Annotated in this window: 17 protein-coding genes and 1 other annotated feature; of the genes, 8 read left to right on the top strand and 9 right to left on the bottom strand. The window is 40.1% G+C overall.

What is annotated here, in order from left to right; translation table 11 throughout:
• Positions 1-39: 39 nt before the first annotated feature.
• Together yciA and EAE93_RS04355 are read right to left on the bottom strand one after the other, a co-directional pair.
• On the bottom strand, positions 40-471 hold the full coding sequence (gene yciA, locus EAE93_RS04360) for an acyl-CoA thioester hydrolase YciA (RefSeq protein WP_065389885.1): 432 nt from the start codon (positions 469-471) through the stop codon (positions 40-42).
• A gap of 77 nt (positions 472-548) precedes the next feature.
• On the bottom strand, positions 549-1,085 hold the full coding sequence (locus EAE93_RS04355; protein ID WP_036777126.1) for a septation protein A: 537 nt from the start codon (positions 1,083-1,085) through the stop codon (positions 549-551).
• A 213-nt stretch (positions 1,086-1,298) separates the two neighbouring features.
• Here EAE93_RS04355 and EAE93_RS04350 point away from each other — a divergent pair, with 213 nt between their 5' ends.
• The 4 genes from EAE93_RS04350 to EAE93_RS04335 all read left to right on the top strand — a co-directional run bounded on the left by EAE93_RS04350 (position 1,299) and on the right by EAE93_RS04335 (position 5,666).
• Positions 1,299-3,029, top strand: coding sequence for a SulP family inorganic anion transporter (locus tag EAE93_RS04350; protein WP_214039157.1), 1,731 nt, complete (start codon positions 1,299-1,301; stop codon positions 3,027-3,029).
• Positions 3,030-3,207: 178 nt separating this feature from the next.
• Positions 3,208-3,609 (top strand): HVO_A0114 family putative DNA-binding protein, encoded by a 402-nt coding sequence (locus EAE93_RS04345; RefSeq protein ID WP_036777240.1) that lies wholly within the window; start codon positions 3,208-3,210, stop codon positions 3,607-3,609.
• 400 nt (positions 3,610-4,009) lie between these two features.
• Positions 4,010-4,567, top strand: coding sequence for an Ail/Lom family outer membrane beta-barrel protein (locus EAE93_RS04340; protein ID WP_036805701.1), 558 nt, complete (start codon positions 4,010-4,012; stop codon positions 4,565-4,567).
• Positions 4,568-5,138: 571 nt separating this feature from the next.
• Positions 5,139-5,666 (top strand): Ail/Lom family outer membrane beta-barrel protein, encoded by a 528-nt coding sequence (locus EAE93_RS04335; RefSeq protein WP_036805704.1) that lies wholly within the window; start codon positions 5,139-5,141, stop codon positions 5,664-5,666.
• Between the two features lie 177 nt (positions 5,667-5,843).
• Here EAE93_RS04335 and EAE93_RS04330 read toward each other — a convergent pair whose 3' ends face one another.
• Complete coding sequence (locus EAE93_RS04330; protein ID WP_036805707.1) at positions 5,844-6,614, bottom strand: YciC family protein; 771 nt, start codon at positions 6,612-6,614, stop codon at positions 5,844-5,846.
• Between the two features lie 439 nt (positions 6,615-7,053).
• On the opposite strand from EAE93_RS04330, the gene ompW reads away from it, so the two are divergent.
• The gene (gene ompW / locus EAE93_RS04325; RefSeq protein ID WP_036805710.1) at positions 7,054-7,695 is read left to right on the top strand and encodes an outer membrane protein OmpW; all 642 of its coding nucleotides are present in this window, start codon (positions 7,054-7,056) and stop codon (positions 7,693-7,695) included.
• A 36-nt stretch (positions 7,696-7,731) separates the two neighbouring features.
• On the opposite strand, the gene trpA is transcribed toward ompW, so the two are convergent.
• From trpA to EAE93_RS04295, 6 genes are read right to left on the bottom strand one after another with little or no spacing between them, the layout of a single operon-like run.
• Positions 7,732-8,538 (bottom strand): tryptophan synthase subunit alpha, encoded by an 807-nt coding sequence (trpA, locus tag EAE93_RS04320; RefSeq protein WP_214039156.1) that lies wholly within the window; start codon positions 8,536-8,538, stop codon positions 7,732-7,734.
• Positions 8,538-9,728 carry a tryptophan synthase subunit beta gene (gene trpB / locus EAE93_RS04315; RefSeq protein ID WP_214039155.1) on the bottom strand — a complete coding sequence of 397 codons (1,191 nt, stop codon included), beginning with the start codon at positions 9,726-9,728 and terminating at the stop codon, positions 8,538-8,540. Before trpB ends, trpA begins: the two co-directional genes overlap by 1 nt.
• 58 nt (positions 9,729-9,786) lie before the next feature.
• Complete coding sequence (gene trpCF / locus EAE93_RS04310) at positions 9,787-11,151, bottom strand: bifunctional indole-3-glycerol-phosphate synthase TrpC/phosphoribosylanthranilate isomerase TrpF (RefSeq protein ID WP_214039154.1); 1,365 nt, start codon at positions 11,149-11,151, stop codon at positions 9,787-9,789.
• 2 nt (positions 11,152-11,153) lie between these two features.
• Positions 11,154-12,152 carry an anthranilate phosphoribosyltransferase gene (gene trpD / locus EAE93_RS04305; RefSeq protein ID WP_110087451.1) on the bottom strand — a complete coding sequence of 333 codons (999 nt, stop codon included), beginning with the start codon at positions 12,150-12,152 and terminating at the stop codon, positions 11,154-11,156.
• Between the two features lie 13 nt (positions 12,153-12,165).
• Positions 12,166-12,744 (bottom strand): glutamine amidotransferase-related protein, encoded by a 579-nt coding sequence (locus EAE93_RS04300; RefSeq protein ID WP_036805726.1) that lies wholly within the window; start codon positions 12,742-12,744, stop codon positions 12,166-12,168.
• Complete coding sequence (locus EAE93_RS04295; protein ID WP_036805729.1) at positions 12,744-14,324, bottom strand: anthranilate synthase component 1; 1,581 nt, start codon at positions 14,322-14,324, stop codon at positions 12,744-12,746. Before EAE93_RS04295 ends, EAE93_RS04300 begins: the two co-directional genes overlap by 1 nt.
• 28 nt (positions 14,325-14,352) lie before the next feature.
• Positions 14,353-14,453: a sequence feature (Trp leader region), on the bottom strand.
• A 679-nt stretch (positions 14,454-15,132) separates the two neighbouring features.
• Between EAE93_RS04295 and EAE93_RS04290 the strand changes: the two genes are divergently transcribed.
• The 3 genes from EAE93_RS04290 to EAE93_RS04280 all read left to right on the top strand — a co-directional run bounded on the left by EAE93_RS04290 (position 15,133) and on the right by EAE93_RS04280 (position 24,503).
• Positions 15,133-16,764 (top strand): glycoside hydrolase family 18 protein, encoded by a 1,632-nt coding sequence (locus EAE93_RS04290; RefSeq protein ID WP_036805731.1) that lies wholly within the window; start codon positions 15,133-15,135, stop codon positions 16,762-16,764.
• 97 nt (positions 16,765-16,861) lie between these two features.
• Positions 16,862-20,413 carry a Tc toxin subunit A gene (locus tag EAE93_RS04285; RefSeq protein ID WP_214039153.1) on the top strand — a complete coding sequence of 1,184 codons (3,552 nt, stop codon included), beginning with the start codon at positions 16,862-16,864 and terminating at the stop codon, positions 20,411-20,413.
• Positions 20,406-24,503, top strand: coding sequence for a Tc toxin subunit A-related protein (locus EAE93_RS04280; protein ID WP_214039152.1), 4,098 nt, complete (start codon positions 20,406-20,408; stop codon positions 24,501-24,503). The genes EAE93_RS04285 and EAE93_RS04280 overlap by 8 nt, the downstream gene beginning before the upstream one ends.
• The last annotated feature ends 20 nt before the right edge of the window (positions 24,504-24,523 follow it).

Below are 24,523 nucleotides of genomic sequence, written 5' to 3'. Positions count from 1 at the left end.
GCATTATTAACACGCTCCTTTTTCCATTAATAATTTGCCTTATTCGTTAGTGCTGCTAGTGAGTTGAAAGTGGGTTTTGCCTTCTGGCAATCGACGGGAGGTATTATCTTCATTAACCGCAACATAAGTGAATACCGCTTCGGTTGCACGATAGCGTTGACCAACGGGTTCAGAGGCGACTTTCTTCACCCAGACTTCGATGTTGATGGTAATCGAACTGTTACCGGTTTTGAGACAGTGTGCATAGCAGCAGACGACATCACCAACGGCGACAGGTTTCAGGAAAGTAATACCATCTACTCTGACAGTGACAACACGGCCTTCTGCAATTTCTTTTGCCAGAATTGCACCACCAATATCCATTTGTGACATTAACCATCCACCAAAAATATCTCCATTGGCGTTGGTATCAGCGGGCATAGCCAGTGTGCGGAGGACTAACTCTCCGTTAGGTAATTGTTGTTGTGTCATTGAAAACTTTACTTTATTTGATGAAAAAACAATACCTGCCTACTGACGATGGCAGGCAGGTATCCATTGGAATGGGGTTACTTCTGTTCGCGTGGCAGGTGACGGTAAATATATACTACACTGAGCACGGTGAAAACCAGAGTCAGGGCAGTCAGACCAAATACTTTAAAATTAACCCAGACATCTTGCGGTAACCAGAATGCGACATAAATATTAGCCAGCGCACAGGCAGTAAAAAACAGCGCCCATGCCATATTGAGTTTGTTCCAGACAAAATCGGGCAAAACTAACTCTTTTCCTAGCATTTTCTGAATCAGCGGTTTTTTCATAAACCATTGGCTGCCTAGCAAGGCTAATGCGAATAATGCATAGATGACTGTAACTTTCCATTTGATAAAGAGATCACTGTGGAAAGCTAAAGTTAAAGTACCGAAGACAGCCACCATGATAAAAGTGATCAGGGAAGATTTCTCTACTTTCCGGTAGATGAAATAAGTAATAGCGACAGCTAAACCGGTGGCGGCGATCAACGCTCCAGAAGCGTAAAAAATGTCATACATTTTGTATACGACAAAAAAGACGACTAAAGGTAGAAAGTCTAAAAGTTGTTTCATATTTGAACCTATCGTAATTTCGGCATCTGATTATCATCCGATTTTAGTCATTTTGAAATCCATAGGGTATATCTCTCAATAAAAAAGATTTTTATCGATCGGTTTCGCAGAATTCTATCATAAAGAGCGACGTAATTAACTTCCGGTTGTCAGTGAGCATATAACGCCGCATTATAACGAAAACCCGTTGAAAAATGAGAGGGCATAAACCAGATGCAGTGGAAAAAACTACAGCGTTGGATGCCAGGGTTGGGCAATTTTTCTCATTATCGCAAGGAATGGTTTAGTCATGATTTAAGAGCCGGGCTTTCTGTTGCCGCAGTTGCTCTGCCGGTTGCTATTGCTTACGCCGAATTGATGGGAATAAGTGCAATTATCGGTCTTTATGCATGCATTTTACCCATGTTTGCTTATGCATTATTTGGTACCTCAAGACAGTTGATTGTCGGGCCAGATGCAGCAACGTGTGCCGTTATTGCGGCGGCTGTCGCGCCATTGGTTTTTGATAATGAAGATGTACGCTGGCAGCTGACAATCGTAATGACCTTAATGACCGGAATATGGTGTGTTCTCGCCAGCCACTTCCGATTAGGCGCGTTTGCTGATTTTCTTTCCAAACCGATCCTGAAAGGATTAATGAACGGTGTTGCATTGACAATCATTGTGGATCAGTTAGCTAAAGTGTTTGGTTTTGCTGGCGTTCCGGCGGGATTGATTGAACGGGTGATCGCATTACCTGCCAAACTGATGGGTACGCATTTACCGACGCTAGCAATGTCTGTTGCTACGGTGTTGATTTTGCTCGCTGTGCGTTTCTTGCGTCCGACTTGGCCGGGGCCTTTGTTGGCAATGGTATTAGCGACTTATTTAAGCTGGCAATTTGGTCTGGAAAAATATGGCATCCAGATTGTTGGTAGTGTCAGCGGTGGGGGATTACCAGTTGTACCAGTGCCCGATTTCCAGCCAGGCATTATGCGTGAGCTAGTTATCCCATCTTTGAACCTTGCTGTTATCAGTTTTGTCAGTTTTATGATGACGGCCCGCAGCTTTGCCAGTAAAAATGGTTATCAGATTGATGCAGATTGTGAACTTAGGGCCTTAGGCATTGCGAATATCGCTTCTGCTTTATCACAAGGATTTGCTGTCAGTGCTGCCAGCAGTCGTACTGCGGTTAATGATGCGATTGGTGGGAAAACGCAATTGGTCTCGGTTATCGCAGCGACCATTATTCTGCTGATTTTGTTATTTATGACAAGTTTCCTGGCTTATATCCCGTTGTCATCGCTTGGTGTGGTGTTGATTTATTCGGCATCGTCACTGTTGGACTTACGGCGGATCTGGTCACTGAGGAAAAGAAATCATCAGGCATTTACTTTATCACTATTTACATTAATTTCCGTGCTGGTGGTTGGCTTGATTAACGGTGTTGGTTTCGCCGTTTTGCTTGGTTTATTACAGTTTTTGCGAACTATATTCCGCCCGACAGATCAGCTCTTAGGGGTGAATGACCAAGGAATGATTCATTCAATTAATCATGGCAATGATATTAAACCAATAGATGGCGTAATGATGTATCGATTTAATTCACCATTGACTTATTTCAATGTCAGCTATTTTAAAAAGCGGGTGTTGCAGCATGTTGACAGGATTCAAAAACTTAACAAAACGCAAAAACGTCCGGGTTGGCTGGTTGTCGACGCGGCTGTGAGTTTTACCCATGATGATGTCAGTGTATTTGCCGCCATTGATGAGTTGATTAATGAATTGAAAGTCAGAGATATCACATTGGTGCTCGCTGGTCGCCGGACAGAACTTACCCGTTGGATAAAACAGAATAAGCTGCAAAGTAGTGATGACGATCTGATTGTGGCGCCCGATCTCTATTTTGCGGTACGAATGATCCAAAGTAAGCCTGAATGGTACTCGAATTACATTAAAAGATAATAACTTACAGTTGGTTGTTCACTTGAAGTTCGTTGAATAAAAACATATGATTAGATCATAACAAATAAAGAGGTTTTCGTAATGCAATCTGATTCAGGTTTGGACGTCTTGCTTGGGTTGCATGGTCAGAGAGTCATTGATGAAATTATCGCTGAACGCGAAAAAAGAGGGTAATACGATGAAAGCACTCATTGGCGTGATGAATGAAGAGCTTATACGCAAGCGTACATTGGCTATTATTAAGGGTGAATATATTGTTCAACCTGATGAGCCTAAAATCTGGTTTACTTCCATGATTGCTCTTGCTCAAGTACTTAGCAGTGACAATATTGCGCTTCTGCGTCTTATCGATGAGCACAAACCAGAGACAATCGCAGAGCTGGCTAATCTGTCAGGAAGGAAACCAAGCAACTTGTCAGTCACATTAAAGACGCTTAGCCGACATGGTTTTGTCACGCTTGAAAAAAGTAATAAAAGTGTAAAACCAAAGGCACTGTTTACTGATTTTGAAATAAAAATTGAGCAGGAAATCAGTGAAAGGGTGATGTCATCTTGTGGGGCTAAAAATATAGCGGCTTGAAATAGTAAATTTAACACCATGTAAATGAATACAACGTAAACTTGTTTATAACTTTCAGCCTCATGGTTTTATCACTATGGGGTTTGATTGAATAATAATTCAACTGTAATAGCGTTATTGAGATCAGCAAGTGAATACGAGAAATAAAATAATCACATTTGATAATTATAATTGAAAAAAATAGTTATTAATTCCTGAACGTATGATTATTGAGCGTTATTCTTCTATTATCTGAGATGTCAGATCCTGAATACCTACCTTATTTTAAAATTTCTTTTTAAAAAACAATATGATTGAAGCATTAAGTATTTAATACCACGTTACATTTTGTTTTTCGATAAGTATATTTTAACAAAGCAAAATCATTATTACTTGTAAAATAACTATTTAGGACGTTCCAATGAAAAAGGCATTGATAGCCTCAGCAGTGGCAGTTGGTTTATCTGTATTCTCATTTGCAGCAAATGCTGGTGAACACACGATTTCGGGTGGTTATGCTCAGAGTCATGTGAAAGTTGATGGTGAAAAACTTGATGAAAACCCAAAAGGTTTTAACCTGAAATATCGCTACGAGTTGGATAATAATTGGGGTGTTATTAGTTCATTCACGCTGACACATCAGGGCTATGATTTCTACGATTATGGTGGCAAAGTGGGTACGGCTGATTTAGATTATTATTCTTTGATGGTTGGCCCTACATACCGTTTTAATGAGTACGTGAGTGTGTACGGTCTGGTTGGTGCAGCACACCGGAAAGTAAAGGGTGAAACTTCTGCGTTGGGTGTTGCTAATGACTATGACTTTGACTATAAAGAGAGTAAGACATCTGCTGCTTATGGTTTAGGATTGCAGTTTAACCCTATGCCAAATTGGGTTATTGATGCATCTTATGAATATTCAAAACTGGATGATTTCAAAGTAGGCACTTGGGTAATTGGTGCGGGTTATCGATTTTAAATAGTGTTTCCAGTGTAGTCGTTCCTTTAAAGGGAATTCAGTCCAACTTTTGCGCTCTGGGCAATTTTATTAAGTGACTGAAGATAATAAAGTAATGTTAGAACCGACTCTCTGTTAGTTTGTTAGATAGTTTATTTAAAGGCTATCGAAATAATGAGGATAGAGAGTACGGATTTTCATCAGGGATTATTGAAACCGGATATATGTTTTTGACTATTGGTTTAATGTCCATATATCTATTTAGTTGAAATTGTTAGTCCATGTTTAGCCATATAATCTGAAGATTATTCCTTTATTAGTTATCACTATTATTCTAGACAAAATTCCCTGTTGTAAAACAGGGAATTTTTTTGCTTTTATCTCAATAGTGATGAAACGCTATAAGTGTGAAAAATAGCCGATTGATATGGAGAGATTCCTCTGATCAAGGCGGGAAACAGTTATTATTTGATCTTGTTAAACGGAAACTTAACAACAAACAGTATTGAGTTGTTTTATATTGGTTGCTGATAAATAATTGCGGTCCGTAATTAATCTTTTCTATATTTTTATATAACATTAGGGATTTTCAATGAAAAGAACATTGGTAGCGTCAGTGGTGACAGCAAGTTTATCTGTATTTGCATTTGCGGCAAATGCCGGTGAACACACGATTTCGGGTGGTTATGCTCAGAGTCATGTAAAGTTTAATGGTGAAAAGATTGATGGTAATCCAAAGGGAAAGGGCTTCAACCTGAAGTACCGCTACGAGTTGGATAATAATTTTGGTGTTATTAGTTCATTAACATATACCCACAAGGGTTTCGATAAATTTGATGTGAATTATTATTCCCTGATGGCGGGTCCTACATATCGCTTTAATGAATATGTTAGTATATATGGTATGGTTGGTGCTGCGCGTGGAGAGTTTGAAGTTCCTGTTTTGAATGGGTCATATACCGAGGATAAGTCATCTGTCAGCTACGGACTGGGATTACAGTTTAACCCTATGCCAAATTGGACTATTGATACATCCTATGAATACGCAAAATTTAATGATGCCAGATTGGGTGACCTTAAAGTAGGCACTTGGGTAGTTGGCGTAGGTTATCGGTTCTAATAGAAATTTGCTAATTTTTACTTAATTTAGCTAACTCTTCTATAGAAATTCCCTGTTATATGACAGGGAATTTTTTGTGTTTATATCAATAGCAACGATGTGCTCATCCAGCTATAACTAGCTTATTCTGTTTACCCCATAGTTTTATCACTATGGGGTTTTGTTTGAATAGCTACTTTATATTGATTTTGGTTGTGGAGAGGCAATCAGCATATACAACCGGAACAGATAAATCAGCAAAATAGCTGAAATGAGGTTATTGAATACACCAAGAATAATCCCTGCCATCTCGCTGTGAATGAATGTTAGGCGGTCAATAATAAATACCAACAAGAGCCTTGCGGTCAGCCATAAAAGAATTGCCGGAACCAACAGACGAATATTAGCAAATGCTAGTTTCCAGCTTATTTTCATAGAAGCAAAAATGCCGCGACGTTCAGCAGTCATAATAACGGGTGATAAAGCCAGTGCGATCGACAAAATAATGCCTGGTACTAGCATCAGCATCAAGCCCAGTTGAATTAACAGGGTGCAGATAAGCAGTAATAAGAACAGTTTCGGTAACTGGCTTGCTGATAAACCAATTGCCTGTAATGAAGAAATACGGTTTCCTGCTGAAACTGCCGCGACCAGCGTCAGTACGCCACCGACCAGTAGCACGCTGCCAATCATACTTGAGAAAATGGTCCCGATTCCCGCTCGCATGATCATTGACTGTTGCTCTGGGGTCATTTGAGACACCAGCTCCTGAATACCAGCCTTGCCTGAAGTGGCAAACGTAAATTCTGCTTCTGTCAGCAACTTCATCTGTTCGCTGTCAGGAATAAACAGGTGCCCCAATAAGGTGGTAACCAGAGCCGCCAGAACGGCCAGGGTCAGGGTACTTAACAGTTGATTTTTGAAAAAGTTAAAACTGTCACGGTACAGGGTATTCGCCGTGATTGGCATGAAGACAGCTCCTATCAGGTTAAACAACAATGCATAAGGGGTGATTGTACCTTGTTATGGGGAAATGTGGATAGTAGAAACGAGATGATACGGATAAATTAATGGTTAACTGTGATTGTTGATAGTAGAAAAAAGTTCTTCACTTTATATTCTTAAGATAAAAATAAACATAAAATTAACCTTATTAAAACATAATGGAAATATAATGATAAGGAAAGATAAAACTTCGGAATGAGTATATAAATAAAGGATTTGTAACTGATTAATAATAAATGAATTTTGATCTGGATCAATTTAAAATAATTCCCAATTGAAATAATAATATTATAAATATGCGGTTTTACTGAAATTCTTTGAAAGATGTGATCTGTCTTGGATCATGATTTCTAATATATGAGTATATTTTAATTGACTTTAAATCACAGAAATGGGATGAATAATGAAAAAAATTTCTGCATTTGTATTAGCAGCGGCAACTTTAGCACCATCATTCGCTTTTGCTCATGAAGCGGGTGATTTTATTTTCCGCACAGGTACTGCGACGGTAAGACCTAATACGGGGTCTGACAATGTATTAGGGGTGGGTTCTTTGAGTGCGGATAATAATACCCAGATGGGTTTAACCTTCAGTTATATGATTACCGATAATATTGGTTTTGAATTACTGGCAGGGACACCCTTCCAGCATCGGGTAAGTTTACCGGGTGTTGGTGATATTGCTAAAGTAAAACATCTCCCGCCGACATTAATGGCGCAATACTATTTCGGTTCTAAAGAAAGTAGTTTCCGTCCTTATGTTGGTGTTGGTCTTAACTACACCACTTTCTTTAACGAAAAATTCAACGGCAATTCGGCTGTTAAAGATAATAACTTACATAGTCTGGATTTGAAGGATTCCTGGGGTGTTGCGGGGCAGGTTGGTCTGGATTATGAGTTAGATCAGAATTGGATGTTGAACGCTTCTGTGTGGTGGGTAAACATTGAAACAGATGTGAAATTTAAAGCAGGTGACCAGCAATATAAAATTGATACCCGGCTTGATCCGTGGGTATTTATGTTTGGGGTTGGTTATCACTTTTAATAAAAAAATGGGGCAGATTTTGCCCCATTTTTTGTATTAAAGTTGAGTGGCAGACTTCATTTTTGATACAAATTCAGCCAGTTTTTCCAGCATTATTTTTGGCTGGAGAAGATTTTCTTCGATAATTTTAACAACGGCAGATCCTGAAATGGCTCCTGCTGCGCCGCTTGCTAATGTTTCTTTTACCTGCTTAGGTTCTGAAATCCCAAATCCCTGTAACGGTGGCGCAGCATGATATTCCCGTAGTTTATTGACTAAATGATTTAACGGTTTTTCACCTCGCCTTTCTATACCGGTCACTCCTGATCTTGATAATAAGTAGGTATATCCGCGGCCATAAGATGCAATTTCACGTAATAGTTCATCTTCCGCGTTGGGAGGGCAGATAAAAATAGGAGCGATACCATGTTTCATCGCTGCGGTACGGAATGGTCGTGATTCTGATATGGGAACATCTGCAACTAATACTGAATCGACCTCTGCATCTTTGCAACGGCGGTAGAACTCGTCTATTCCATGATGAAAAACCAGGTTGGCATACATTAATAAACCAATAGGAATATCAGGATATTTTGCCCGAATTTTTGTTAATAGCTCAAAACAGAGTGTGGGGGTTACATTTGAGGAGAAGGCTCTAAGATTAGCGTTCTGAATAGTTGGGCCGTCAGCTAGCGGATCAGAAAAAGGAATACTTAACTCAAGAGCGTCAGCGCCACTTGCAATCAGAGTATCAATAATTTCCAGTGATAATTCCGGGTTTGGATCGCCTAGTGTGACAAAGGGGACAAAAGCACCTTGTTTACGACTTTCCAGTTGTTTAAATAGCTGCTCGTAACGTTCCATTAGATTTCCCCTCTGGATTTTAAAATATCATGGACAGTAAATATGTCTTTATCACCGCGACCGGATAGATTAACGATCAGTAATTGCTCTTTATCAGGAGCTTGATGGATCATTTTTAAAGCATAAGCCAGCGCATGAGAGGATTCGAGGGCTGGAATAATGCCTTCTTCACGGGAAAGCGTTTTGAACGCTTCTAATGCTTCATCATCGGTGATAGAAACATAGTCAGCCCGCCCAATACTGTTCAGATAGGCATGTTGAGGGCCAACGGAAGGGAAATCCAGACCAGCGGAAATAGAATAAGATTCTTCAATCTGGCCTTCATCTGTCTGCATCATTGGCGATTTCATACCAAAATAGATACCCAATTTGCCATGTTTCAGTGGAGCGCCATGTTTACCGGTTTCAATACCTAGCCCGGCAGGTTCAATACCAATGAGGCGGACTGATGTTTCGGGAATAAATTCGGCAAACATGCCAATGGCATTGGAACCTCCACCAACACAGGCCAACACGGCATCGGGCAGGCGTCCCTCTTTTGCCAGAATCTGGGATTTGGCTTCTTCGCCGATCATACGCTGGAACTCTCGAACCATCGTCGGATAGGGATGGGGTCCAGCGGCAGTCCCTAATAAGTAGTGGGCTTTATCGTAGCTGCCAGACCAATCACGTAATGCTTCATTGCAGGCATCTTTTAAGGTAGCAGAGCCGCTGTGGACCGGAATGACTTCGGCTCCCATCAGACGCATGCGGAAAACATTAGGGGATTGGCGCTCCACATCTTTAGCGCCCATATAAATGCGGCATTTCATATTTAAAAGAGCACAGGTGAGGGCGGTTGCCACACCATGTTGACCAGCGCCGGTTTCCGCAATAATTTCGTTTTTGCCCATGCGTTTCGCCAATAATGCCTGACCAAGTACCTGATTGGTTTTATGAGCGCCGCCGTGTAATAGATCTTCACGTTTCAGATAAAGACGGGTTTTAGTGCCTTTCGTCAGATTACGGCATAACGTTAATGCCGTTGGCCTGCCGACATAATTTTTCAATAGATCTTGAAATTCTTGCTGGAATTCGGGATCTTGCTGAGCCGCAATAAATGCGGCTTCTAATTGTTCAAGGGCTGGAATAAGGATCTGTGGTACAAATTGTCCACCGAAATCACCAAAATAGGGGTTAAGCTTACTCATTATTCTATTTGTCCATTGTAATTAATCGGAAGATTGTAATTAACTGGGAAATTGTTGCTTATTGGTAACAGCGTAGAAGCTGAAACACTTTATTTAATTTATGACTGCTTTTAATGCCGGGTGCGCTTTCGACGCCAGAGTTAAAATCAAGTCCGCAACAGCCATATTTTGCTGCTTGTTGGCAATTTTCTTCATTTAACCCACCGGCTAGCATGACATTGGCGAGTAATTGTTTTTCAAGTAATTGCCAATCGAAACTTTGGCCGGTTCCACCTTTGCCGTTATCAAGTAAATAACGGTCAACATTTTCGGCTTGGACGTGAAATGCCTCTTTCGACATATCAATTGCTTTCCAGATTTGACAATTTTCAGGCAGGGTTTTTCGCAGCTGCGCAATATAAACTTCGCCTTCTGCGCCATGTAATTGCACCGCAGCCAGAGAAAGAGTACGGGCGGTATGACTGATGAATGCAGATGATTGATTTTGAAATACCCCTACATATTTGAGATTTGCTGCATTGATAATTTGTTGGGCTTGTTGAATATTAATATTACGTGGTGAATGTTCAGCAAATATCAAACCACCATAAACAGCACCTGCCTGTAATGCGGCTTTAGCATCTTGTGGACGCGTTAACCCACAGACTTTATTTTCACCCAAAATCAATTGACGTAATGCTAAGTCCAGATTGGATTGGGCCATTAAAGCACTGCCAATGAGAAAGCCATTAGCATAATGACTAAGATCACGAATTTGTTGATGTTGGTGAATGCCAGATTCGCTGATAACAATTGTTTCTTTTGGTAACTGCGGCGCAAGTTGCTTGGTACGGTTTAAATCGATAGAAAGATCTCTCAGATCACGGTTATTGATACCTATCGCTTTAGCTTTTAGCGCCACTGCTCTGGCTCGCTCTTCCTCTGAACTGACTTCCGTCAGTACGCCCATATTCAGGCTATGCGCAAGTTCAGACAGCGCAATATATTGCTGATCATCAAGAACAGACAGCATCAGTAAAATTGCATCGGCTTGATAATAACGGGCAAGATAAATTTGATAAGGATCGATAATAAAATCTTTGCACAATACCGGCTGGTGAACAGCATCACTGACTAAGCGAAGAAATTCATAGCTACCCTGAAAATATTTTTCATCAGTTAATACAGAGATGGCGGCCGCATAAGGCTGATAAATTTTCGCTATTTGAATGGGATCAAAATCCTGACGAATAACGCCTTTAGAAGGAGATGCCTTTTTACATTCCAGAATGAAAACCGTCTGTTCACTACTTAACGCCTGATAAAAATGACGATTGCTGGCAACAACGGCATCAATAAAACCTTCCAATGGTTGCTGTTGTTTGCGATCAATAAGATATTCGGCTTTATCATTAACAATTTTCTGTAAAATTGTGGCTTGCATGATTAACTCCTTGTTGCAAGTGCTATGACTCGTTCATAAGCTCGGCCACTGTGAATGGCTTCGAGAGCTTGTTGGGTGTTATGACGTAAATTTTCCTGTCCATGAATTTTCATTAACAGGGCAACGTTAGCCGCAACGGCATCAGCATGCGCTTTCTTGCCTCGCCCTTGTAACAATAAACTGAGCATTTCACGATTATCCTCTGGTGAACCTCCTTTTAATGCGGATATTGGATGATGTTGTAAACCAAAATCTTCAGCGTTTAATTGATAATGGATAATTTCTCCATCATTAAGTTCTGCAACTTTCGTTGGTGCATGTAGTGCGACTTCATCCATGCCGCCGCTGTGAACAACCGCCGCCCGTTGATAGCCGAGAACCTGTAAAGTGCGGGCAATAGGTTCAACGAGTTCAGGGCTGTAGACGCCAATTAAAGCCAGTGGTGGACGAGCCGGGTTAATCAGAGGACCTAATATATTGAATAGCGTCCGGGTTTTCAGTTGTTGACGTACCGGCATCGCATGACGGAATCCAAGATGATACTGCGGTGCAAATAGGAAACAGATGCCGATTTCATCTAGTGCGCTACGGGCACATTCCGCGCTGACATCAAGAGTGATACCAAACGCTGCCAGCAAATCAGAAGAACCTGATCGACTGGAAACACTGCGATTACCATGTTTGGCGACTTTAATCTGACAAGTCGCGGCGACAAAGGCACTGGCGGTTGAAATATTGATGCTGTTCGTGCCATCACCGCCTGTTCCGACGATATCGCAGAAAGTGTAATCCGGCCGTGGAAATGGCAGGGCATTTGCCAGTAATGCTTGGGCTGCGCCGGCGATCTCCTGAGGTTGTTCACCGCGTAATTTCATGCTGATAAGTACAGCAGCGAGTTGTGATTCACTTAATTCTCCTTGAATAATGGCTGCAAATAGTTGCTGGCTTTCTTGCTGTGTCAGTGTCTGCGCATTAAACAATTTATTGAAAATAGTCTGCATTTTCATCTCCCCTTTAATTTAGTGCCCAGACCAGAGTTTGTTCAAGTAATTTAGCGCCCTGAGTTGTGAGAATTGATTCTGGGTGGAATTGAAATCCACAAACCTTATGTTCGTTATGGCGAACCGCCATAACAGTATCACCACAACGGGCAGAAATAGTCAGTTCGGATGGAATTTTGTTACCCGCGAGAGAGTGATAACGGGCAACCGGTAGAGGATTTGTCAAATTAGCGAACATAGCCTGATTATCGTGTTCTGCCAGAGAAGCTTTGCCATGTAGGATTTCATCAGCAGCGGAAATTTCTCCACCATAGGCTTCAATAATGGCTTGATGCCCAAGGCAGATGCCGATCACTGGAATTTTGCCGATGATTTTTTGAAGTAATTGAGGCATACAACCGGCGTCAGATGGTTTCCCCGGCCCCGGTGAAAGCATTAATAATGGAGAAGAGAGCATGCTTAATTGCTGCATAATCATTTCAGTTGCAACGGTATTGCGATAGATAACCACCTGATGACCATGATTGCGTAATTGATCGACGAGGTTATAGGTGAATGAATCCACGTTGTCGAGTAGCAGAATATTTGCCATTAGAAAATCTCCTCTGCCTGATGAGCCTCAATAATTGCGCGAATGACTGCTTTTGCTTTGTTACGAGTCTCTTCGGATTCTGCTAAAGGTTCGGAATCCAGCACGATACCGGCGCCAACTTGAACAGTCGCTATGCCATCTTCCACGTAGGCGGAGCGAATAACGATGCAATTATCCATATCTCCTTTGCCGGTGAAATAACCGACAGCACCACCATAGCTGCCCCGGCGTTCATTTTCATAGTGAGCGATAAGCTGCATTGCGCGTACTTTCGGCGCACCAGTAAGGGTGCCCATATTCATACAAGCTTGATAAGCATGAAAGATATCCAAATCATGGCGTAATGTTCCCACTACGCGGGAAACCAGATGCATAACAAAGGAGTAGCGATCGACTTTTGTCAGGTCAGCGACATAGCGGCTGCCCGGTTCACAAATGCGAGCCAGGTCATTACGGGCCAAATCAACCAACATCAAGTGCTCGGCTAATTCTTTATGATCCGTTCGCATCTCCAGTTCGGTCCGGCTGTCCAGATCGGCATCCAGCTCGCCGGCCGCATTGCGCCCACGGGGGCGGGTACCGGCGATCGGGTAAATTTCAATCTGGCGATTGGATGCATCATATTTAAGCGCGCTTTCAGGAGAAGCGCCAAACAGACAGAAATCTTTGTCCTGCATGAAAAACATGTAGGGACTTGGATTGCGGTATTTAAGCTTTTGATAAGCATGAAGCGGTGCCGGGCAGGGCAGAAAGAAGCGTCTTGATGGCACCACCTGAAAAATATCTCCCTGACGGATGTATTGCTGCAACTGCGTCACCATTTCTGCATAGGCTTTATCATCCCGATTGTATGAAATTTTCATGGCTGGCAGAGGGATCTGTTTTACCGGCTCAATAGGTTCGGTAATGAGCGCCGCTAATGTTTTTAATCGTTGCTTAAGGCGTTGCTCTTCTGTTTGAGAATCGCTGAAAAGGGAGATTTGCAAACGTGCGTTCTTATTCTGATGGTCGATCACTAATAACGTTTCTGCGAGATAAAAACAGAAATCAGGACAGCGTTGAACGGTTTTTACGGTTGGTAATGGCTCAAATCCGGCCACCAGATCGTAGGAAAAAAGGCCGCCGACAAATATTGCGTCTGTATTGTATGGAAATGAATTGTGTGGTGATGGCTCTTCCGCCAGAGAAAGCAGGGCACGCAATGCATCAAATACGGATACCGCTTTCAGACGATTATCTTCATCTATATTGTGATTGATTGGCGGGAAGGTAACTTGAAGAGCATCATGTGTCGTTTTAGATTGGACATTGCTGGCCAATTTTTTGGCCAAAATGGGTAATAAATTTCGGCCATTTTCGGTCAACGCGTCGAAAGTAACCTGATTGCCGTTGGCGCTGATACGTAAGGCACTATCGATAATCAGCAGACTTTTTAAATTTTTTTTGCTGTTAATTTCCGCAGATTCCAGCAATAAAGTTGCTGGTCGCTCACCGCAGAGTTGGTTGAATAGTAGAGTAGGATCGGGTTGATAAGCGGTTTCCTGCTCGATTACTGTGATTTTTGGTTGTTTATCCGTCATTTTCTCGTCCTGTTAATAAGTTACGCATATAAAAAAACCCGCTGTTTAGGCGGGTTTTGGTAATTTGGCACTGTTAATTTATGTGCGTGACCATACCGCCCTTACTGGGAAGTTATGCCACCAACGGATAGACGTCATACATGCAGCCATTTTCAGTGCCTCTTTAGTATTAATAAATAGATGGTATACAAGACAATATCTTTCTCACTCTTGTACTAGTAAACTGGAACGAGATTGGTGTGTCAAGTATTTTTTGCAAAGGTTAATTGGTGCGCACATTCATTACGGTGTAACAAAAAATAGTTAGAAACCGGATAATGATAGGATTCTTAATTTTAATAAAACTATTATTTTATTGTCACAAATAACGCATATTATCATTTTATAATATAGTCATAATATATATTTAGTAATTTAGTAATGTTAAATATATAAATCATGTTTTATGAAAAAAGAATATTAGCGAAAGTAGATTTTGGTTAAGAGGCAGAATTGACTGGATTTTATTTGAGTCAATAGGCCGGAGGAAAAAAGAGATTGTTAATTTTTATATCTGTATATGAAAAAAAGAGGTTTAGCTAATATTACTGTGAGAAGTAGTATTCAGGTCTCTAACATATCGTGTTATTTAGAATTTAGATCTTTATAAGTTAAAGCTATGTAATTCTTTGTATTCAATACGTTATAGGTATTCTTGGTGAATGGTTTCTAACTCTGAATACTTATAGGACTCTACTTAATTCTGGCGTAGGTTGCCATGATTTAACTCTCTGATGTTTAAACAATTGTATCGCTAGTGGAGTGAGATATGAGTGAAAATGAACCAAAAGCAGATAGCCAATTGGTGTATGAAACTGATCCACATAAGGTTAAGGATTCAGAAGAGGGTGCGGCGCAAAAGACTTATCGGTTAAATGGTTTTGATCCTAAAACAACCGATGGCGTATTATCGTATACACCAACAAGACTTGCTAAAACAGTCTTTAATATTTACGAAGAGAAGGATGATTTTGGTGTTTTCTGTTATTTAACTGATTGGTCAATCTATGATGAACGTTTAGCACCGATAAATGACGATTCTTTTAAAATAAGAGGGGGAAGGGGGACTGATTTAATGCGCCTTAAGGGCGATAAAGAAAAAGGAAAGCCATTTAAAAGAATTATCTTTAGTTTTGCAGGTATTATTGGAGATACCGGGGATAAGAGAGCAACTATCATTGCTGCTGCGGGTAAAGATGGATGGCAAATGGGGAATGCCGAACAAGATATTTTAGAGAATCACGAAGGCAAACCTATTCCAATTGATCCTTGGGCTGATGTTGCAGCCTATCTTAATTGTGGTTTTACTAAGTGGTTGGGCAATCCTGTAGACCTATATCAGCAAGATAAAGCCCAGGGAGTATTAGGCGGTTTACGTTTACTCAAGGAGGAAAATCCAGATCTGGAAATTTCTGTCAGTGTTGGCGGTTGGTCAATGAGTGGTGCTTTTTATAAAGTTTGTCGTGATGAGAAACTGCGCCAACGGTTTGTTGAGGGGGTTAAAGATTTATACACCAGATTTCCCATGCTAACCCACATTGATCTTGACTGGGAATATCCTGGTTCTGCGGGGGAAAGTAATCAATTTGATGAAGATGATTATAAGTATTTTGCTGAGCTTATTAAGGATTTAAAAAATGCAAATATCAGTAATTTGCAAGGAATTAGTATTGCCGCTTCTGCTGATGTAGAAAAAATTAAAGCAGCACATATTCCAGAATTGATCGCCGCTGGTGTTAATGAAATTAACTTAATGACTTATGATTTCTTTACATTGGGTGACGGAAAACTTTCTCATCATACCAACCTTTATCGCAATAAAGATGATCAATATTCTAAATATTCAGTCGATGATGCAGTTAACTATCTTATCTCTTTAGGTATTAATAAGAAGTTTATCTATATCGGTTATTCTGGTTATACTCGTAATACCAGAACTGCGGAGTTAGAGAGTCAGGATAATGAACAGCTAGTTGGGAAATATACTGACGGAACATCCACAGTAGGGAGTTTCGAATACAGCGTAATTGAATGGACAGATATTATCTATAACTATGTTGATTATGAAAATCAAATAGGTCGTAATGGCTATACGGTTTTCCATGATCCAGTGGCGAAAGCTGATTATCTTTATAATAAAGAACTCAAAGTATTTATGTCATTAGATACGCCACGCTCAGTCAGAGAAAAAGGTCGTTATGTTAAAGAAAAAGGGCTAGGTGGCTTATTTATTTGGAGCGGCGATCAAGATAATGGATTATTAACAAATGCTGCTCATGAAGGATTGGGTCGTAAAGCAATTAAAGAAGTTATCAAAATGGACCCGTTCTATTTTGAAGGTGATCTTCCTTCCTACGATAAACCGAAAGAGAAACAGTGTGAAGCCTGTAAATTAAATTGAATTTATGCGTTAAAAAAATCTCATTATTTAAAGTGGTTATAGTCTCTATAACTGTGCTATTCAGGTGTTTCCGATTAATTAGGTTGGGAATAATACAATGGATAAATATAAAAGCATTTCTCGTGAAAAACAGGATATAACAAAAGTATCGCCATTATTATCTGCGGTGGCAGAGATAAAATCATCAGCAGCGCCAATATTGCCGACACGTTATATGTTGGCAAACTCAGAACAGAAGGAAGATAATTCTACTGTCACGCTACTCAATACACTCCAACGGCTGGGATATCACTCAATTTTTGATATTATTGAAGTATCAAAACAACGATTTATTAAACGCCATAACGAATCTTTATCAGGTCATGCCGAGGTAATTTTTGATAAAGCAGTGAGTGCGGCTAATCAATTGGTACAAAGTTATCGGCAAAGACAATTGAGAGATTACGATGGCGCATCATTAACAAAAGCGAGTCGTCAGGCAAGATATTCTACTTATAATAGTGACAATACTGATGAGGAAGAAAAGTTGCCTGATTATAGCAACTTATTTCCTGAACCTTGGGATGATTTCTGTCAGCCAGGCGCTATTGAGGCTCTTGATAGTCCGGTAAATTACCTGCTTGATCTTTATAAGTTTGTACAACAAATAGAGTTGGATGGTTCCAATAGTGCTGTGGGATTAGAGCAAAGGCGTGCTGATATTCCTGACTTATTACTTAATAGTGATAATCTTTACAAAGAGATTACAGCAATCTCTATTGTGAATGATGTTTTGTCGAAAAGTGCCAGGGAATATATTGATCAGACGGGCCATGCGGATAAACCGGTTAATCAGGTTTTGGGAGAGACTCGTTTTCCATTTACACTACCTTATAGTTTACCTTCCCAACAGATCAATAAAGGTTTGGCCGAAGAAGGGACAGAATTAGGCACGATTATTCAGCAAGTGGATCAGCAATTTCCCTGGCATATCTTAACTGAAAAGCGTGATCAGGCTTTGCTCGCTTATACTCAATTGAGTAAGGAGCAAATGACTTTACTGACAGAGAAAAGCCCATTTGCGCAAAATTTTTTATCACGTGAACAACTTATTAAGAGTTATTTCAGCACCAGCACAACCGAAATCTTGCCTGAACGTGATATTTCAAAACATGCTTATATTATTCTTGCTGATGGTAATGTTACTGGTCCGACATCGTTAAATGATAATGTGGATAAAGCTTATGACGAGATTATTATTACTTGCGAAAATAAAGCGAAAGAGACGATCAAAGTTAAACTTCGTGGTGAAAATATTCTGACCTATAATCGTGTAAAAGCGAGGATGGAACCATTTAATAATTCATCTCCATTTAGTCGGCAATTAAAGTTAACCTATGTAGAAGGCGATAATAGTGAAATTGGTAATTTAGATAATGGTCCTTTCTTTGGTGCAATGACAGTTTATGCTGCGGTACCCAAAGAAAGCACAAATAATACCGCTGTAAATATCGAAGGTATTAACTTCCTGACCATGACTTATCGCTTCGCGATTGCTAAACAAGGCACTACGCAAGCAGAATTATTGCCGGAAGCTGAACAATTCTTCCAGGATAATTATGGCCTTTCCGCGGATGACAGTGTGAAATTAAAAGAGGTTCTATCTTTTGGTCAACAAACAGGATCGAAAGTGACAGATCTCGAACATTTATTTAGTAGTGGTGATTTCCGGCCTTTAGTTTCGCCAAATGTGCTATTCTCTAACCCTATTTTTGATAGTGGACAAACACCGGAACACTTTCCTGCACCTTATCACTATGGTGGTGTTTATATAAATGCGGGGCAATTAGATGCATTAAGCATTGTGAGAACGGACTCTGGACGAGAAATAGACGCGGTTTCTGATTTTCGTTATGATCGAATGAATCGTTTTATTCGTTTACAGCGTTGGTTAGAGCTACCTTATCATCAGCTTGATTTATTAATAATTTCAGCAATAAAAGCTGAACCCAATAATAGCGATCTGACTATTTCCAATAATACATTAAGAGCATTAGGTTTATTCCGTCATTTATCAACACAATATAAAGTATTACCGGAAGCATTTGCTGGATGGATATATCAAATTACGCCATTTGCTATCAGCAATAATATTCCATTTTTTGATCAACTGTTTAATCAGTCTAAACTTTTTGACCAACCTTTAATTTTGGATGGGAAAGAATTTAGCTATGCAGAAAATCAAGGAGAGGGCGCGAAAACAGTTAAACAATTGTGTGCAGGGTTAGCTATTTCTTTATCCACGTTTCAAGTGATTGCACCTATCGTTGAGAAGGCATTGAAGCTCTCTTCTGGCAAATTGGTGCGTAATCTTGATGTCGTGTCCAGACTTTATTGCTTGGTAACTATTCCGCGATTATTTGGTTTTTCTGCGGAGGATGGATTAATTCTAGCCGGTATTTTGACAGGTGAAGAGGGATATTTGGCGAATATTCCGGTCTTTAAAGAAAAAGATGAGCAGAAAGATGACATTCTCAGTGTTATTGCTCAAATGGAGGTTTTGACTGCTTGGTTGGCTAAAACAAAGCTGACACCAATCAAACTTTCCTTATTATTAGGTAAAACTCAGCTTCCCGTGGTGCCAACAAGTGGCATGTTAACCTTTTATAAGGGAATTTCCGATGGTTTGACTGATAATGTGCGTTTACAACAGTCTGATTTTAATCGGCAAGAAATCAATGATATTGATTGGTGGACTATTCTATCAGATGAAAATGGTGTTTTTGATAAGAATAACGGTTTAATCAAAGATATCCCATTAGTATGGGGAAAAACAGATGAAGAATCTTTGCGGAGAAAGATTGAAGATATTTTAAATGAGAAGAAGATAAATCCAGATAATAATCAAATTAATATCGTCGTGCAGATCATATTGCAAGCTAAAACCGCGCAAGAAAGTCTATTATCTAGCGCTATTGCGGGAGAATATGGAGTATCAAGGGATATTGTTCCACTACAACTGTGCTGGTTAGGAAGTAGTGTCTATTCAGTACTGAAACTGGTATTAGATAATACGCCAGAAAAAGTTGAAGATATTAAGAAAGAGTTTCTGGACCTGACCTATAGTCTGTTAGTTTATACTCAATTAATTAATGCATTGAGCATAAGTAATAATCTGTTGTTATTGCGTCTGACGAATCCTAAATGGTTGGGTTTAAACGTGGATGAAACAACGGAAATATCATTATCATTAGATGAAATTTTCCTGCTGAATCGCTATCAGGATTTACTGGAAAATGCGAAACAGAATGAGGATAAAATTCAAGAATATTTTACCTTTGCTAACAGTGAAACTTTACCGAAGACAAGAGAAGAGGATGATGACAATTATAAATGTGCGCAATTATTGGCTGAAATTCTAGATTGGGACCCTGATGAAATTTCTCTTGCTTGTAAGAAAGGAGGATTAGATAAAGAACGTGCAATGACCTTATCCCAAATAGATTGGATACGACGATTGCAACAATTTTCTGTGAAAACTAATTTGTCCGTTGAGCCTTTATTAGGTGCTGGCGCACTTGATGTTAATTCAGATTTTGAAGCTTTCCAAAGTATCGGGGAAGCGGTAATGGCTGCATTAAAAGCGCAAGGAGATGATGAGAATGTCTAATTTAATTGAAGCAAAATTACAGGAAAATTTGCGTGATGCGTTAGTTGATTATTATCTTGGTCAGATTGTGCCGCATGATACCGCTTTTCAATCCTTGCGTGAAAGAATTCAAAATGTGGATGATTTATATGATTTTCTATTATTAGATACTCAGGTTTCTTCTAAAGTAAAAACAGCCCGTGTCGCACATGTTACTCAATCTATACAACAATATATTAATCGTATTGTTTTGAATTTAGAGTCAGGTTTATCGATGACTCAGGAAGAGGCGGATAATTGGCAGGAGTTTGCTAATCGTTATGGTTATTGGGCGGCAAATCAACAACTGGCTATTTATCCAGAAGTCTATGTTGATCCCACATTACGTTTAACCAAAACAGAATTCTTCTTTCAACTTGAAAGTGCGCTTAATCAAGGCAAGCTCACTGATGATGTTGCTCAGAAAGCGATATTGGGATATTTGAATAACTTTGAAGAGGTTAGTAATTTAGAGGTTATTGCCGGCTACGAAGATGGTATTGATATTGCCGATGATAAGGTCTATTTCATTGCTAAAACACGAACTCAACCTTACCGTTATTTTTGGCGAACTTTAGATGCCAAACAGCGTAATAATCAGACTGATGAACTTTATCCTACCGCCTGGAGTGAGTGGAAGCTGATTAATGTTCCATTAGAAAATGCATATAACGGTATTGTTCGTCCAATTATCTTAAATAACCGGTTATATATTAGTTGGTTTGAAGTTTCTGAAGAAAAACAAGGTAAAGATGAGATTATTAAATATCGTACCAAACTTAATTTGGCTCATTTAGCGTTTGATGGTACCTGGAGTACCGGCACTACCGTTCGTGAAGATTTACTTGACCACGCCATGAAAGAGTTGATTGCGGTTCTCGATCGTACCGGAGATGTTGAACGCTTGGCTTTGGTGGCATTTGTGCGCTTAAAAGGTACAGATGAGAAGACCGGGCCTTATGATTATGATGAAGTTTTCACTTATGTATGTGACAATCTATTAATGGCAGCAACGGATTTGCCTAAATCCACTTCAACGCTGTCTGATCTGGATGCATATGGAGCTGCTTTAGTTTGGTTCTATTTCCGGGAACCTGCGAATGGCGGGCCGGACGAATATAAGCAATTGGTGCTTTATCCCGTTAATAATAATATGAAATGGCCGATAGCCGAACCACCAACATTTGAAGGACAACTGGGTAAAAAAGAAGATTTCAAGCTGGATGCGACTTATGTTGACGGGACATTGAATATGTATCTTACGTCCACTTCAACGTATAAATATGATTTTAGCAGAAGTAAAAATATCCTTTATTGTATTTGGTTGGAAGATAGCAAGGGTGAACGCTGTTGGCTGAATTATAAGATACTTACTCCAGAAGATTATGATCCAAAGTTGAGTGTGACATTGAACCGTTGTGATAGAAATGATGTAACAGTTGTTACGGGTTTTAGTTTGCCGTCGGAAACTGGAGGTGATATTGCCGGTAGAATTAAAACTAAACTCAGTGTGGGAAAATTGCTCCGTGACAAGGTTCAAATTAAGCAGACTAAACAAACTCAGTATTTACAATTTCCAAAAGAAGAGCAACCAGAGGAACCATTAGAAAGTTGGTATTCTGACAAGGCAATTCGTTTAAATACCCTGTTTGCAAAAGAATTAATTAGTAAGGCGAGTCAAAAACTGGACAAAGTTCTCAGTTGGGAAACGCAAAATATTCATGAAGAGCCGATTACCGGCAATGTTTCAAAACCTATCGACCTTAAAGGGGCAAATGGTATTTATTTTTGGGAATTATTCTTCCATATGCCATTTATGGTGGCCTGGCGGTTTAATGTGGAACAGCGTTATGAGGAAGCCAGTCGCTGGATTAAGTTTATTTTTAATCCTTTTGAAAGTAATGACGAACCGGCGCTGGGACAAGATAAGCCACGTTATTGGAATAGTCGTCCGATAATTGATGAGCCAAAGAGATTACGTAGTCTGGTAGAACCGGCTGATCCTGATGCAATTTCTGCCAGTGAACCTATTCATTATCGTAAAGCGATTTTTAACTTCTACGTTAAGAATGTTATTGATCAAGGTGATATGGAATATCGCAAGCTACAGCCAACGGCCAGAACGCTGGCGCGTCTGAGCTATGCAACGGCAAGTTCATTATTAGGAGCGCGTCCTGATCTCCAATTAGCCAGTTCCTGGCAGCCAATAACTCTTGAGGATGCATCATATAAGAAGAACAGCGCGGTACGTGCATTGGAGATGATAAGTTATCCTTTGCCTTATGCCCCGGTGGTTCATGATAGAACTATTCGTGCGCTGGATAATGATCTCTTTATGAAACCAATTAATGAAGAGTTAACGGCTCTGTGGGATAAAATAGAAAACCGGATTTACAATTTACGGCATAATTTAACGCTGGATGGTAAAGAAATTTCGATGGATCTTTATGATTCGAAAATTTCGCCTCGTGGATTAATGAATCAGCGTTATCAGCGAGTGGTTGCTGCCAGAAATGCCAGCAGAATGAATTTCAGAGTACCAAATTATCGTTTTGAACCGATGTTGGCGCGGGCGAAATCGGGTGTCGATACGTTGATACAATTTGGTAGCACATTATTAAGCTTGTTGGAACGGAAAGATAATTTGAGTTTTGAATCATTCCAGATGGTTCAGAATAATGATCTCTACCGTTTTGCGGTTGACCTTCAGCAACAAGATATCAATATTAATCAGGCCAGTCTTGATGCGTTGCAGGTGAGCAAACAATCTGCTCAGGATCGGTACGAACATTATAAAAGTCTTTATGATGAAAATATTTCGTCAACGGAACAGCAGGTTATTGAATTACAGGCTCAGGCATCTTCTGCTCTGTTAGCGTCACAAGTATCAAGAACGGCTGCGGCGGCACTGGATTTAGTTCCCAATATTTATGGATTGGCAGTTGGGGGATCACATTGGGGGGCTGCTTTAAATGCGGTTGCTGAAATAGCAACGTTGAAACATCAGTCTGATAGTACTAAAGCTGATAGTCTCAGTGTTTCTGAATCTTATCGTCGTCGCCGACAGGAGTGGGAACTGCAATATAAACAAGCTGAATGGGAAGTAAAGTCTATTGATCAGCAAATTAATATTCAGCAGTTGCAGGTCGGTGCCGCGCGTAAGCGTTTGGCGCAAGTTGAAGCGCAACAACAACAATCTCAGGCACTGTTGGCTTATTTCTCCAGCCGTTTTACTAATGAAAGTTTATATACCTGGATGATTAGCCAGATCTCAAGCCTCTATTTGCAGGCTTATGATGCTGTTTCTTCATTGTGTTTATCCGCACAATCCTCTTTACAATATGAGCTTGGGCTAGGCGAGCAGAATTTTATTGATGGTGCGAGTTGGAATGATCTCTATCAAGGGCTGTTGGTCGGTGAAAATCTAAAATTGGCGTTGCAACGCATGGAACGCACTTATGTTGAGCAAAATTCACGTCAATTGGAAATTATCAAAACGATTTCGCTTAAATCTTTATTGAATGAGGAGTGGGATACAAAACTTCAAGCCTTGAAATCGCATAACCAAATTACGTTTAATTTGGATGAAACCAAACATTTTGTTCCAGATTATACTGGTTTATTTAATCGGCGGATTAAATCTGTTTCAGTGACGCTGCCTATGTTAATTGGTCCTTATGAAGATATCTGCGCCAAATTAAGTTTGTCAGGTGTGAGCAGTTATACGACCAAAGCGGATCTTAAAACCGTTGAAAAAATGTTGAAAGAGGGAACCCGTGCGGAAACACCTTATACGGCCCGCAGCATCCAGCCAAATCAACAAATCGCTTTATCTACAGGTATTAATGACAGCGGAATGTTTACGCTTAATTTCGATGATGAACGTTTCTTACCCTTTGAGGGCGTGGGGGTAGGCTCAAGTTGGAATTTCCAATTTACCAATACATCGCAGGATTTAGACAGTTTGACCGATGTGATCCTTCATATTCGATATACCGCGCAAGAAGGGTCTGCATCATTTGGCTCGGCTGTTAAAGCATTATTGAAAAAGGAATACCCAGATTTGGCGTGACGGGAATTAAGAATTAGATG

It is taken from the genome of Photorhabdus akhurstii (assembly GCF_018448925.1).
GTDB classification, from domain to species: Bacteria; Pseudomonadota; Gammaproteobacteria; order Enterobacterales; family Enterobacteriaceae; genus Photorhabdus; species Photorhabdus akhurstii.
The sequence above is the reverse complement of the archived record's forward strand: the minus strand, read 5'-3'. Positions and strand labels throughout refer to the sequence as shown.